Source organism: Phenylobacterium sp. (genome assembly GCF_030651755.1).
Classification (GTDB): Bacteria; Pseudomonadota; Alphaproteobacteria; order Caulobacterales; family Caulobacteraceae; genus Phenylobacterium.
Genome location: NZ_JAUSBZ010000065.1, coordinates 1 through 11953, shown reverse-complemented (window position 1 = coordinate 11953; position 11953 = coordinate 1). Strand labels below are relative to the sequence as shown.

Here is an 11953-nt window from a genome sequence, read left to right as displayed (position 1 = left end):
TGTAGTCGCCACCGCCGTCAAGCTCCTGACGGCCCACCGCGCCGCTCAGGCTCAGACGCTCGGTCAGCGGGGCCGCGGCGTTCACTTCATAGTAGAAGGCGTCGCCGGTGCCGCCGAAGAACTCCGGCGAATAGTTGATGGCCGCGCCGATTTCAGCCGGACCGGCCGGGACGGTGGCGGAGGCGTAGAACTCCCAGAAGTTGTAGTCCGAGCCCGACGGGGCGTCGACGTAGGAGTAGTAGACCACGCCGAAGTCGGTGGAGGCGATCCCGATGGTCGGGGTGACGCCGGCGTAGAAGTCGACCTCCGCCTTCGTGCTGTCGCCGAAGTCGACGTTCGAGGCCCAGATGCCCGCATAACCCATTTCGCCGATGGCCAGATCGACGCCGCCGAACACTTGCGGGCCGCCATCGGTCTGGCTGACGCCACGGTAAACATAGTCGGACGCGACGCCGAGGTTAAAGCTGACCGGCGATTCCTGGGCGACGGCGGCGCCGCCCATGGCGAAGGTTGCGGCTGCGGCGAGAAGCGTAAGCTTGAGAGTTTTCATTCGTTATCCCCTTGAGTTCCCGATCTGGCCTTGCCCGACCGACGTTCTGCATCCTCATGGTGAAGGCCCGCAGATCAATCTGGGCTGGCCGCTCAGAGACGCCTCCTTAGACCGTGGCGAATATTTCATCACCCCTCAGTAGGGCCGCCTAAAAAAATGGCGGACAACTGTCACGCTTGCGCCACAGGGCTAGCGCATACTCAACGGCGCAGCCCCAAGGTGAGTCCCGGCGTCCACCAGCAGGGTTTCCCCAGTGATGTGACGGGCGGCCGGAGAGGCCAGGAACACCGTCGCTCCGGCCACATCCTCGGCGGTGGAGGCGGCCTTCAACGGGGTTGAGGCCGCGGCCCCCTGGCGCATCTTTTCCGCCCGACCCGCCGGCAGTCCCTTCTCAAACCACGGGGTGTCGATAAATCCGGGGCATACCGCGTTCACCCGAATCTTCGGCGCCAGAGCCCGGGCGAGGGACAGAGTCATGGTCGTCAAAGCCCCCTTCGAGGCCGCATAGGGCACCGACGAGCCGATGCCCATGACGCCGGCGATTGACGAGGTGTTCACCACCGCGCCCGGCTGGGGCGCCTGCTCCAGCAGCGAGCGGCAGGCGCGAAGGGTCTGATAGGCGCCCACCACATTGACCCGGTAGAGATCCATGAAGTCCTGGGCGTCGACCGCGTCCAGATCGGCATGATTGGGCGCAAACTTCGTCACCCCGGCGTTGTTAAAGAGCGCGTCGATGTGGCCGAAGGGCGCTGCGGCTGCAGCGATCGCGCGGCAGTCCTCATCCTCGCCCACATCGCCTTGCACCAGCACGGCCTGGGCGCCGTGGGCCGCCACCAGCCGGGCGCTCTCCTCGGCTTCGTCCCGGCTGCGGGCGAAGTTGATGATGACGGCCCTGGCGCCGCGGGCGGCGGTCTCCACCGCCACAGCCCGGCCAAGGCCGGTCGAGGCTCCGGTGACCACGACGACGAAATCCTTGAAATCCTGTCCGCTCATGGGGCGTCCTTCCGGTGTGGCAGGTCTTGGCCTGCCTTGGGTTTGAGGCTTCAGCCTCATAGCCGGACATGGTCGATCTGTCGCGTCCAGGGCGGTTGCCGACGGGGCGAACCAGGGCTAAAGCGCGCAAATGGAAGAGACCCATCTCACCCAGCTTGGCCAGGATGTTCGGGGCTTCGCCAGCCCCGAGGTCGCCGTTCTCGAGCGCGTACCCAATCCCCAGGCTGACACGCTTTATCTGGCCCGCTTCACCGTGCCGGAGTTCACCTCCCTGTGCCCGGTCACAGCCCAGCCGGACTTCGCCCATCTGGTGATCGACTATGCGCCGGCTCAGTGGCTGATCGAGTCCAAATCGCTGAAGCTCTACTTGGCCTCATTCCGCAACCACGGGGCCTTTCACGAGGACTGCACGGTGGCCATCGGGCGCAAGATCATGGCGGTGGCCGAGCCGCGCTGGCTGCGGATCGGCGGCTACTGGTATCCCCGCGGAGGGATACCCATTGATGTGTTCTGGCAGTCGGGTTCAGCCCCTGACGGCCTGTGGCTGCCGGACCAAGGGGTGGCGTCTTACCGAGGGCGGGGCTGATCGCGCAGGCGGGCAGGCGTCGCCCATTCGCCACCACTGCGGCAGAATATAGCGGGGCTTAAGGTTAAGCTTAGACTGAGTTTCCGGGCGTCAATTCATGACCATCTGGGCCTCATTGTCGCGCCAATACGGGGCCCGTCTGGCGGCGAGGGCCAAGAACAGCTATATAGGGGAAGCCCAACTCTCCTCGGGCGTGTCACCGGAGGCCGGCCGACGCTTGCGTCGGCCGGTCTTTGTGTTTGGCTCAGTTCGATGATCCGGCTTCAGGCGCGCCAACGGCTCACAAGGGTCTGGGGATCAGGCCGCACGCGCTCAAGCGGCGCTTCGCCGGGCGAGCCCATCAGAATATACCCAGCCACCCGTTCGCCGGCCTCCAGACCCAGGATTTTGAGCGCGTCGGGGTCATAGGCGTACCAATCGGTGATCCAGTTGGCCCCGTAGCCCATGGCTGTGGCCCCATAGAGCAGGTTGGTGCAGACCACGGCCGCCGACAGCAGCTGCTCCCACTCTGGGATCTCTGAGAGTTGCGGCCGGGCGACCACGGCCACGCCCATGGGCGGGACCTTCAGCTTTGCCAGCTTCGCGGCGGCCTTGGCGTCCTCCCGGCCAAGGGCCAGGGCTTCCAGGCGGGCGGCGAATTCGGTTTTGGCGGCGCTCTCCAGCACGATCATACGCCATGGGGTGAGCTTGCCATGATCTGGAGCCCGGCAGGCCAGCCGCATCAGGACGTCGATCTCTGCAGCGTCAGGACCAGGGGCTGTGAGGGTGAGGGCGGAAGCTGACCGGCGGGTGGCCAGAAAGGTCAGCACCTCGGGTTGAAAGGCCTGGGGCATCGGGACGCCGAGCGCCACTGGCTCAGGTAAGGATAGGGGCAAGGGATACCTTTTCGTGGACGCGCCAGGGATTGTGGCGCTGAATTTCAGTTCGTACCGGCCGCTATAGTTGAGAATATGTCGCAGAAACCATCCTGGCGCCAGCCCCATGGGCGCCCCTGGCAGGCCGGTCCGCCGCGCAGGATCTACGATAACCCCTGGATCGCCCTGGAGGAGTATGACGCCACAGCGCCCACCGGCGCGGCGGCCCGTTACGGCGTGGTGCGCTTCAAGAACCTGGCCCTGGCCATTCTCCCCCTGCATGAGGATGGCGCCGTGACCCTGGTGGGACAGAACCGTTTTCCTCACAGGGACTATAGCTGGGAAATCCCTGAAGGCGGCGGCCCCATGGGGGAGGACCCCCTGGCGGGCGCAAAGCGTGAGCTGCGCGAAGAGGTCGGATTGGAGGCCGGCGTGTGGCAGGAAATCCTGCGGGCCCAACTCTCCAACTCGGTGACCGATGAGCGGGCCATCGGGTTTCTGGCCCTGGACCTGAGCCCCGTGGCCTCAGCGCCGGACGAGACCGAAGCGCTGGCCATCGCGCGGGTTCCCTTCACTGAAGCCCTGGAATCAGCGCTTGCCGGCCACATGCCTGATATGCTGACGGTGGCGATGTTGCTCCGGGTCTACCATATGGCCCGTGAAGGGGCCTTGCCGTCGGCGCTTGCGCGTCGGCTGCTGAGCTAGGGAGAAAGCGCCATGGGCCGGGAAGACGCCAAGCGACTTGAAGTCATTGATCCAGGCCACGCCCCGCCAGTCTGGGCGGCCTTGCGTAACGAGGCCGAGCGCGCGGCGCGGGATGAGGCGGCCTTGGCCTCGCTGTTGAACGCCGTGATTCTCAGTCACCACAGCCTGGGAGACGCGCTCTCCTATCAGCTGGCGCGAAAGCTGGGCGACCAGGAACTCCGCGCCATGAGCCTGCGCGATATCGCCGAACAGGCCTATGCCGCCGCCCCTGGCCTTGTGGACGTGGCCGAGGCTGATTTGCAGGCGGTGTTCGAGCGCGACCCGGCCTGCAAGGGCTATGTGCAGCCCTTCCTGTTCTTCAAAGGGTTTCTGGCCCTTCAGACCCAGCGGGTCGCCCACTGGCTGTGGGCCCAGGGTCGCGACACCATGGCCTTCTATCTGCAAAGCCGCATGTCCGAGGTCTTCCAGGTGGATATCCACCCGGCCACACGGATCGGTTCGGGCGTCTTCATCGACCATGGCACCGGCATCGTCATCGGCGATGACGTCTCGCTGCTTCAAGGGGTGACCTTGGGCGGCACAGGGGCCGAGCGGGGCGACCGCCACCCCAAGATCGGCCGAGGCGTTCTGCTGGGGGCCGGCGCCAAGGTGCTCGGCAACATCACCATCGGCGACTACGCCAAGGTGGCCTCAGGTTCCGTGGTCTTGAAGCCCGTGCCCGCCCACTGCACCGCGGCCGGCGTGCCGGCGCGCCTGGTGAACTGCCCGACCTGCGAGGAACCGGCCCGCAGCATGGACCACACCCTGGCCGAGGCTGTGTACGACTACGTCATCTGAGCCAAAATCGGTTCGGTCGAGGTTTAACAGGAGGCCGTGAACGTCTAGGTTCGCGGCCTCTTCAGATTCCAAAGGAGCCCCCCGTGGACGAACGCGCGATGCGTAAAGTCGAAGGCCACCTGCGCGGCGCCTTCGCCAACGCCAGAATCACCCTTGTGCCCCGCCCCAAGCAGAAGGATTCCGCTGAGGTCTATATCGCTGATGAGTTCATCGGCGTGGTCTTTGAGGACGAGGATGAGGCGGGCTCATACATGTTTGAAATGGCCATCCTGTCAGAGGATTTGCCCTAAGCGCGGCGGCGCCAGCCGATTAGGCTGAACAAGCTCATCAAAGCAGCATTTGACGTCCCGTTAACCTCCCCCGGCTGACTCTCACCCAAATTGAGTAGGCAGTGGATTTTCGAATGTTCGGGACAGTACAGCTGTGGGGTGGGGGAGCCTCTCCGAAGTTTGACGCCGAAGCCCTTCGGCCGGTTCTGCGGCGCATGGCGCGGGCCGCCCGCGCGCATTTCGGAACCGACCACGTAGAGGTCGTCCTCCATGATGGGGATGACGCCTTCCGTTGCGGCGAGGACGGCGTCTTGTCCCTTGTTTTGGATGCCGGCTCCGAAGACCTTTTCGGCGCGCCCCTGTGGTCAATTTCGAAAGCGAAGAATGCTGAGCTGGGGTTTGGCGAGGCGGCGTTCGTCGCCAGCGCGCCGGTGCTTTTCGAGGGGGAGGGCCGTCGGGGGCGGCTGACGGTTGTCTCGAGGGCGCCGGTGACCCCTGACCCCGATCTGGCCGATATTCTGGCTGACCTGGCTGAGGGCGTGGCCACCGCCGCAGAGCGACTCTATGCCGACCGCGCCAGGGACTTCGCCCGCGCCGAAGCTGACGCGGCCGAACAACTGCTGCTCAACCTGATGGCCTCAGCGCCGGTGGCGCTGGCGATCACCGACTGTGACCTGCGGGTCATGCACGCCAGCCCCCGATGGCGTGATGAGCTCGGTCTTGCCGACCGGGATGTTCAGGGGGAGGCGCTTGCTGATCTCCTGCCTGATGTGTTCATCCGCTGGGAACACCAGATGAAGGGCTGCCTGGAGGGCGAAACCCTCAAGGCCGAGCGGGTGCGTTTCCATACCGCCGATGGTCGACAGATCTGGGCGCGGGTGGAGGTCGGACCCTGGCGGACGCCGGAGGGCGCCATTGGCGGCCTGCTCCTGCTGTCCCAGGACATCTCCGATCTCGTCGAGGCCGTCGATCGGGCGCAACGCTCAGAGGGTCGGATGCGTCTTGCCGCCGAGCTCGCCGAGCTGCACGTCTACGAACTCGACTATCAGTCCCGCCAACTCCTGAGCATCGGCGCGGAAGACACCTTCTTCACCAAGCGACTGACCTATGAGGACCTCTATCGGGACATCTGGCTCTCTGTGCATCCTGATGATCGCGCCATGGCCGCAGCGGCCTGGGAGCATGCCGTCAAGACGGGCGAACCCTACCGCGCCGAGTATCGGGTGGCCCGGGACGACGGGAAAGAGGTCTGGGCGTTTTCCACCTCAGAACTGATCAGCGACCCCCAGGGGCGTCCCCTCCGCCTGGTGGGCGCCCTCCAGAACATCACGCATCGCAAGCTCGCCGAGGCGGACATGGCGCAGGCCCGCGACGCCGCTGAGGCCGCCAACCGGGCCAAGAGTGAGTTCCTGGCCAATATGAGCCATGAAATCCGCACGCCCATGAACGGGGTTATCGGCATGAACTCTCTGCTCTTGCGCAGTGAGCTCTCCCCCGACCAGCGTCAGTACGCCGAGGCGGTGCAGACCTCCGCCGACAGTCTGCTGTCGATCATCAATGACATCCTGGATGTGTCGAAGCTGGAAGCGGGCAAGGTGGACCTGGAATCCATCGACTTCAGCCTCACCCGCCTGGTCGAGGACGTCGCCGAGCTGATGGCGCCCCGGGCGGCTGAGAAAAACCTCGAGGTGGCCTGCTACCTCGACGACGGCGCTCAGGGCGGGTTCACCGGCGACCCTACCCGGCTGCGCCAGATATTGCTGAACCTGGTCTCCAACGCGGTGAAGTTCACCGAGCGCGGGTTCATCGCCATCGAGGTCAAGTCGCGGGAGACCGCCCATGGCCGACGCGCCCTGCGGCTGGAGGTGGCCGACACAGGGCCAGGTCTCAGCCCTGAGGCCAAGCTGGGCCTGTTCCAGAAATTTCACCAGGCCGACGGATCAATCACCCGGAAGTTCGGCGGCACTGGGCTTGGCCTGTCGATCTGCCGTCAGCTCGCCGAACTCATGGACGGTCAGATCGGCGTCAGCGACCGCCCCGGCGGCGGCTGTATCTTCTGGCTGGAAATCGAGCTGCCCCCCGCTGAGATTTCGGCGACGGAAGGGCCCGCGCCTGCCGATCCTGACGGCTTGCGCGGCGTCCGTATCCTCGTGGTCGATGACATCGCCTTGAACCGGGACATCTTCCGCCGCCAGCTCGCAGGGGAGGGCGCCTTGGTTGTTGAGGCTGAGGATGGTCCGCGCGCCCTTGAACGGCTGGCGGCGGCCTGCGCCGCTGGCCAGCCTTTCGACATCGTCCTCTTGGATCACATGATGCCTGGTATGGCCGGAGACGAGGTGGCCCGCAGGATTCGCGCGGCCCGCGGCGCCCATCAACCGCGCATCGTCATCGCCTCGTCCATGGGCGCCCCCAGCCGCGCCGAACTGCAGGCCTGGCCAGCCCTGGACGCCTTCCTGACCAAGCCGGTGCGCCAGCACCTCCTGACCGAGACCCTCGGCTCCCTGGTGGCGGGCCGTCAGAATGATCGCAAACTCAGCCTGGCGGCTCCTGCTGCGCCCGTGACCGACATCAAGCCGACCAGTGGGCCCGAAGATGCGCCGGTGCGGATTCTGTTGGCTGAAGACAACGAGATCAACACGCTCTTGACCCGTACCCTGCTCCAGGAAATGGGCTGCGACGTGGCCTGCGTGGTCAACGGCGCCCTGGCCGTGGAGGCGGTCCAACGATCGGCCTTCGACCTGATCCTGATGGACATGCAGATGCCGGTGATGGACGGCCTGGAGGCCACCCGTCGCATTCGCGCCCTGGGCGGCGCCTTGGCGGTGATCCCGATTGTCGCCATGACGGCCAACGCCATGCAGTCCGATCAGGACGCCTGTTACGCCGCGGGCATGGATGACTTTGTCTCCAAGCCGATCCAGCCGGAGTCGTTCCTGACCACGGTCGAGCGCAATCTGGACAGGGCGATGGAGACGGCTTCGGCATCGGCCGCGCAACTGCTGAGTTCCGCCCTCTGACGACACCCGCTAAGGGAGGGCGTGTTTTTCCGCGGGGCGAGTCCATGCTGAAACTGCTCGTTCTGTCGCTCGGCGCCTTGGCGGTCCTGTGGATCTCGACCGGCCTGATCCTGGGCGCGGCGTTTGCGCCGAAAACCCTTCGCGGGGAAATGGTCGACCTGGGGGATCGCCGACTTCGGCTGGTGTGCGAAGGCCCTGCCTCCGGCCCTCTCGTCTGGCTTGAGGCCGGGGCCTTTGGCTTCTCGGCGGACTTTGCGGATCTGCAGAGCGCCTTGGCCGTTGAAGGGGTGCGAAGTTGCGCCTATGACCGGGCTGGCCTGGGCTTCTCCGATCCAGGGCCTCGGCCCCGCGACAGCGCCGCCGTGGTGACCGATCTTGAGCGTCTGATGGCCGCCGCCGGGGTCGACCAGCCGGTCGTGCTCCTGGGTCACTCCATGGGCGGGCAGCATGTCCGTCTGTTTGCGACCCGTCACCCGGAGCGGGTCGCGGGCATTGTCCTGGTCGATGCGGCCACCCCTGAGGCGGTGGAAATCCCCCTGGTCCGCCGGTTCGTGTCGACCTTTGGCCATATCTCTCAGGCCACGGCGGGCGCCATGACCCTTGGCCTGGCCAAGCCCCTCTTCTTCTTCGGCGACCGTATCGGGCTCAGCGGTCCTGCGGTCCGAGAGAAGCAGGCGGCCTTCGTCTCCGGCCGTCACGCGCGCAATGCGGCCAATGAGGCTTCCCATTGGCTGGAAAGCGCGGCCATGGCCCGCGCCGCAGGGGGGCTCGATCCCGCCTGGCCTGTGGCTGTCGTCACGGCCGGCGCTGCGGCTGACCGCAATGGCGCATGGGGCCGCGCGCGGCTCGCCCCTGTCGAAGCCTCACAGCATGGCAGCTACGCCGCCGTCCCCGCGGCCGGTCACGCCACCATCCTCTCCCACGCCCACAACGCAGAGATTGTCGCGGCGGTGAAGCGGGTGATCGCCAGCGCAGGCCTTCCACCCAGAGGTGAGGAGGGTCATTCCCCAGGACGTGAGACTGCGCCGGTTGATGGTCCTCAACCCTAGGGGGTCTCTACGGTTCGCCCCTCCACAGGGGGCGCCCCGTCACGGGCTGGCGCGGCAGGCATGTAGGTCTCTTCCGCCCTTGGCTGGGGCATGGTTTCACCGCTTGGCGTGACCCGGTGGTTATTGCTCCCCAGGACGGTGAAGGCGATCCAGCCCGCCACTAGGGCAAGGACGATCCACACCAGGGGCGGCACGCCCTTCTTGGATTTTGTCTTCTCTGAGGTGTTCAGATCAACCATCACAGCCTCCGCACTCTAGGCTTAAACACACGCCTCGGCCTGGCGCTCGCCAGGCCTTTGGGCCTAGCCTCACGCCCGGTAACGGGAGAGTCTTAAAACCGTTCCGAGCCTGGGCTCTGACACCCCTTCGGGACGACAGGCCTGACTAGGCGGCCTTGAGTGATGCGGTGTCGAACTCCGCCTTCCAGGCGGCCAGGGTCGGCCCGGTCTCTTTCTGATCCCAGGGATGGAAGCCTGGCCGGTACCAGGCGAAATAGGTCTTCCAGCCGCGACGGAACAGGCCAGGCTTGCCCCAGACAAACTGATTCACCGCCTTTAGCGCCGCCTCAGGGGAATAGCCGTCGGCCTCCAGCAACCGGGCGGCGTAACGGCTGATGTTGCGGGTGAACATCAGGGTGATCAGAGCCATGGCGATGCAGCGCCGACGATAGCGCAGGAAGGGCGACCAGTCCTTGGTGGCCACCATGAAGACGTCATAGGCCACCGCCTTGTGCTCGGTCTCTTCCAGGGCGTGCCAGCGCCACAGGCGCTCAATGGCCGGATCGGTCTTCTGGAACAGCTCGTCGCGATGGCGGATATGCATCTCGGCCATCATGGCGGTGAAGTGCTCAAGGGCGATGGTCGAGACCAGCATGGCCATGGGCCCCCGGGCGCGGCTGAACGCCACGCGCTCGCGCACCTGAGCCTCGATCTCGGCGACGGGGTAGCGATCCCGGTCGATCAGTTGATTGAGCGCGTGATGCTCGCGCGAGTGGATCGCCTCCTGGGCGATGAAGCCGCGGACATCCTCGGCCAGCTTGCCAGAAACCCGGTCCCGGTAGTGGCGGACAGCGTCCATGAACAGACGTTCCCCGTCCGGAAAGGTGAGGGACAGGGCGTTGAACACCGCCGTGGCCACCGGATCGCCGTCCAGCCAATGGCCCTGCTGGGCGGCGTGGGAGTCAAAGCGGATGTCGCGCGGGGTCACATCGACATCGGCGGGCGTGGTCTTGCGCGTCATGACGTGGTCCTGTGAAACGGGGGCCAGGCTGATGCCCCGCCCTGTGTCGCAGATGTAGAGTTATCTACAAAAATGTCAATAGAGTCCCCCCGCCGCATCCGGCGCTCCCCTGAGGCGGCGCGCGAAAATATCCTGAGCGCCGCCCAAGGCCTGCTGCTGGACCGCGGGCCCCAGGCCCTCAAGCTGGTGGACGTGGCCAAGGGGGCCGGCGTCTCTCACGCCACTGTCCTGCATCACTTCGGCTCCATCGGTGAGGTCCAGACCGCCCTGATGGAACAGATGATCCGCCAACTGGTGGAGCAGATCCTGACCGCCGAGCGATCCGATGATCCTGAAGGTCAGCTGGAGAGCGTCGGCCAGGTGCTGTTTGACGCCTTTGAATCGGCCGGCGGCGCGCGACTGGCCGCCTGGCTGGAGCTGACGGGGGAGGCGCGGCGCCTGACTCTGGTGCGCGAAGCCGTGGGGGAGGTGATCTCAGGGCCCATGGCGCAAAAAGGGATCTCGCCGGATCGCGCGACCAACCTCGTCCTCGTGGCTGTCTCCCTGGCCATGGGCGTCGGCCTGATCGGTCGCTCCCTGGCCGAACTGGTGGGACGCCCGCCCGACTCCACCCGCGAGGCGGCCCAGGCCTTCCTGAAGGCCGGGCTGGCGGCGGCGCTGCAAGAATAGGCGGCTGGCTGGCCTAGCTGACGTCTGAACGCCGGCCGTTGGGCTCCCGCCTCACCTTCCGGCGAGGCGGGATAACCGGGTCAGAACCGGGTGCGGAGCCCCACCAGGACGCTGCGCCCACGTTGCGGCGCCAGGGTGGAGAGGTAGGAGGTGTGGCTGAGCGCCGTCTCATCGAGGAGATTCGTGCCCCGGACGAACAGCTGGTTGTTGAACGCCCCAGCCGCAAAGTCATAGGCCAGGGTGGCGTTCACCATGTCGTAGCCCGGAGTCGCGGATTCAAAGGCGGCGGTCTCGTCCTGCTCGAAGACCCGGAAGTACTCGACGTCGCCCGACCAGGGTCCTGCCAGGAACTCCGCCCGTCCTCCCAATCGCGCCGCGGGGATGCGGGGCAGGGGGCCGCCATCGTCCAGTTCAGCCTTCACCTTGTCTCCGAAGGCGCTCACGGCCAGGCCGTTGGCGAAGGCGTAGCGGACCTCACCTTCCACACCGGTGAAGGTGGCGTCGGCCTGGCTGTAGCGGATGAGCCGGAAGTCCTCGAACCGGTCCAGGGTCGTCGCATAGATGTAGCCGTCATAGGCGTAGCGATAGGCGCTGGCGGAGAAGGTCAGGGGGCCTTGCGTTTTGCGCAGGCCGATCTCGATGGAGTTGGCCGTCTCCTCTTCGAGGGTGGCTGTGCCAAGCTCGAAGGTGTTGGTCGCCAGGTGGATGCCTCGGGCGTAGAGCTCCTGGGCATGGGGCGCCCGTTGTGAGCGGGCCACATTGAGCGAGGCCACATAGCCTGGGGCGAAGGTCCAGCTGGCGCCGGCCGAGGCCGAGAATGGCTTGTGCTCGGTGTCGGGGCGACCGATCGCCTGGGCTTCCTGCCACTCCTGTCGCAGGGCGCCTTCGAAGCGCCAATCCCCAAACGTCACCGCCTCAAGCAGGAACAGGGCCCTGTTCTTCGTCCTGCTGGGGGGGACGAAGGACTCCGCCCCTACGGCGGCGAAGTCGCTCTCAGAAACCTGGACGCCCACCACCCCAGTGAAACCGCCAATGGGGACATGCTGCACCTCGAGCCGCATCTCGTGGCCCTTGTTGCTGAAGGTCGTGGCCACCACCCCGTCATCGATCTCGTCATGGGCGTAGTCGGTATGGCCGCCGCGGAAGCGAATCCGCTCCACGCCAGCGAAGGGTGAGCGGATTTCC

General features: G+C 66.0%; 13 protein-coding genes. 7 read left to right on the top strand and 6 right to left on the bottom strand.

What is annotated here, in order from left to right:
• Both Q7V15_RS06715 and Q7V15_RS06710 read right to left on the bottom strand, forming a co-directional pair.
• On the bottom strand, window positions 1–550 hold a 550-nt coding region (locus Q7V15_RS06715; RefSeq protein ID WP_304754656.1), incomplete at its 3' end, for a TorF family putative porin.
• Window positions 551–739: 189 nt separating this feature from the next.
• Window positions 740–1543, bottom strand: coding sequence for an SDR family NAD(P)-dependent oxidoreductase (locus Q7V15_RS06710; protein WP_370689782.1), 804 nt, complete (start codon window positions 1541–1543; stop codon window positions 740–742).
• A 130-nt stretch (window positions 1544–1673) separates the two neighbouring features.
• Between Q7V15_RS06710 and queF the strand changes: the two genes are divergently transcribed.
• Window positions 1674–2129 carry a preQ(1) synthase gene (gene queF / locus Q7V15_RS06705; RefSeq protein WP_304754654.1) on the top strand — a complete coding sequence of 152 codons (456 nt, stop codon included), beginning with the start codon at window positions 1674–1676 and terminating at the stop codon, window positions 2127–2129.
• 263 nt (window positions 2130–2392) lie between these two features.
• Here queF and Q7V15_RS06700 read toward each other — a convergent pair whose 3' ends face one another.
• Window positions 2393–2962 carry a nitroreductase gene (locus Q7V15_RS06700; RefSeq protein WP_304754653.1) on the bottom strand — a complete coding sequence of 190 codons (570 nt, stop codon included), beginning with the start codon at window positions 2960–2962 and terminating at the stop codon, window positions 2393–2395.
• Window positions 2963–3079: 117 nt separating this feature from the next.
• On the opposite strand from Q7V15_RS06700, the gene Q7V15_RS06695 reads away from it, so the two are divergent.
• The 5 genes from Q7V15_RS06695 (at window position 3080) to Q7V15_RS06675 (ending at window position 8860) form a co-directional block, all read left to right on the top strand.
• Window positions 3080–3688 carry an NUDIX hydrolase gene (locus Q7V15_RS06695; protein WP_304754652.1) on the top strand — a complete coding sequence of 203 codons (609 nt, stop codon included), beginning with the start codon at window positions 3080–3082 and terminating at the stop codon, window positions 3686–3688.
• Between the two features lie 12 nt (window positions 3689–3700).
• Window positions 3701–4525 (top strand): serine O-acetyltransferase EpsC, encoded by an 825-nt coding sequence (gene epsC / locus Q7V15_RS06690; protein WP_304754651.1) that lies wholly within the window; start codon window positions 3701–3703, stop codon window positions 4523–4525.
• Window positions 4526–4608: 83 nt separating this feature from the next.
• Window positions 4609–4815 carry a DUF3126 family protein gene (locus Q7V15_RS06685; RefSeq protein WP_304754650.1) on the top strand — a complete coding sequence of 69 codons (207 nt, stop codon included), beginning with the start codon at window positions 4609–4611 and terminating at the stop codon, window positions 4813–4815.
• Window positions 4816–4928: 113 nt separating this feature from the next.
• Window positions 4929–7811 carry a response regulator gene (locus Q7V15_RS06680; RefSeq protein WP_304754649.1) on the top strand — a complete coding sequence of 961 codons (2883 nt, stop codon included), beginning with the start codon at window positions 4929–4931 and terminating at the stop codon, window positions 7809–7811.
• Between the two features lie 44 nt (window positions 7812–7855).
• Window positions 7856–8860 (top strand): alpha/beta fold hydrolase, encoded by a 1005-nt coding sequence (locus Q7V15_RS06675; protein ID WP_304754648.1) that lies wholly within the window; start codon window positions 7856–7858, stop codon window positions 8858–8860.
• On the opposite strand, the gene Q7V15_RS06670 is transcribed toward Q7V15_RS06675, so the two are convergent.
• Both Q7V15_RS06670 and Q7V15_RS06665 read right to left on the bottom strand, forming a co-directional pair.
• The gene (locus Q7V15_RS06670) at window positions 8857–9099 is read right to left on the bottom strand and encodes a hypothetical protein (protein ID WP_304754647.1); all 243 of its coding nucleotides are present in this window, start codon (window positions 9097–9099) and stop codon (window positions 8857–8859) included. The genes Q7V15_RS06675 and Q7V15_RS06670 overlap by 4 nt on opposite strands.
• Window positions 9100–9244: 145 nt before the next feature.
• Window positions 9245–10099, bottom strand: coding sequence for a metal-dependent hydrolase (locus Q7V15_RS06665; RefSeq protein WP_304754646.1), 855 nt, complete (start codon window positions 10097–10099; stop codon window positions 9245–9247).
• 72 nt (window positions 10100–10171) lie between these two features.
• Here Q7V15_RS06665 and Q7V15_RS06660 point away from each other — a divergent pair, with 72 nt between their 5' ends.
• Window positions 10172–10768, top strand: a complete 597-nt coding sequence (locus tag Q7V15_RS06660) for a TetR/AcrR family transcriptional regulator (RefSeq protein WP_304754645.1) — start codon at window positions 10172–10174, stop codon at window positions 10766–10768.
• An 80-nt stretch (window positions 10769–10848) separates the two neighbouring features.
• Here Q7V15_RS06660 and Q7V15_RS06655 read toward each other — a convergent pair.
• Window positions 10849–11953, bottom strand: a 1105-nt coding sequence (locus Q7V15_RS06655; RefSeq protein WP_304754644.1) for a TonB-dependent receptor, incomplete at its 5' end; no start/stop codon positions are given.

Coding starts and splice junctions, on each gene's coding strand:
- Q7V15_RS06700 (WP_304754653.1), bottom strand. CDS start 2,962: ATGCCCCAGGCCTTTCAACCCGAGGTGCTGACCTTTCTGGCCACCCGC.
- Q7V15_RS06675 (WP_304754648.1), top strand. CDS start 7,856: ATGCTGAAACTGCTCGTTCTGTCGCTCGGCGCCTTGGCGGTCCTGTGG.
- queF (WP_304754654.1), top strand. CDS start 1,674: ATGGAAGAGACCCATCTCACCCAGCTTGGCCAGGATGTTCGGGGCTTC.
- Q7V15_RS06665 (WP_304754646.1), bottom strand. CDS start 10,099: ATGACGCGCAAGACCACGCCCGCCGATGTCGATGTGACCCCGCGCGAC.
- Q7V15_RS06680 (WP_304754649.1), top strand. CDS start 4,929: ATGTTCGGGACAGTACAGCTGTGGGGTGGGGGAGCCTCTCCGAAGTTT.
- Q7V15_RS06660 (WP_304754645.1), top strand. CDS start 10,172: ATGTCAATAGAGTCCCCCCGCCGCATCCGGCGCTCCCCTGAGGCGGCG.
- Q7V15_RS06710 (WP_370689782.1), bottom strand. CDS start 1,543: ATGAGCGGACAGGATTTCAAGGATTTCGTCGTCGTGGTCACCGGAGCC.
- Q7V15_RS06695 (WP_304754652.1), top strand. CDS start 3,080: ATGTCGCAGAAACCATCCTGGCGCCAGCCCCATGGGCGCCCCTGGCAG.
- Q7V15_RS06670 (WP_304754647.1), bottom strand. CDS start 9,099: ATGGTTGATCTGAACACCTCAGAGAAGACAAAATCCAAGAAGGGCGTG.
- epsC (WP_304754651.1), top strand. CDS start 3,701: ATGGGCCGGGAAGACGCCAAGCGACTTGAAGTCATTGATCCAGGCCAC.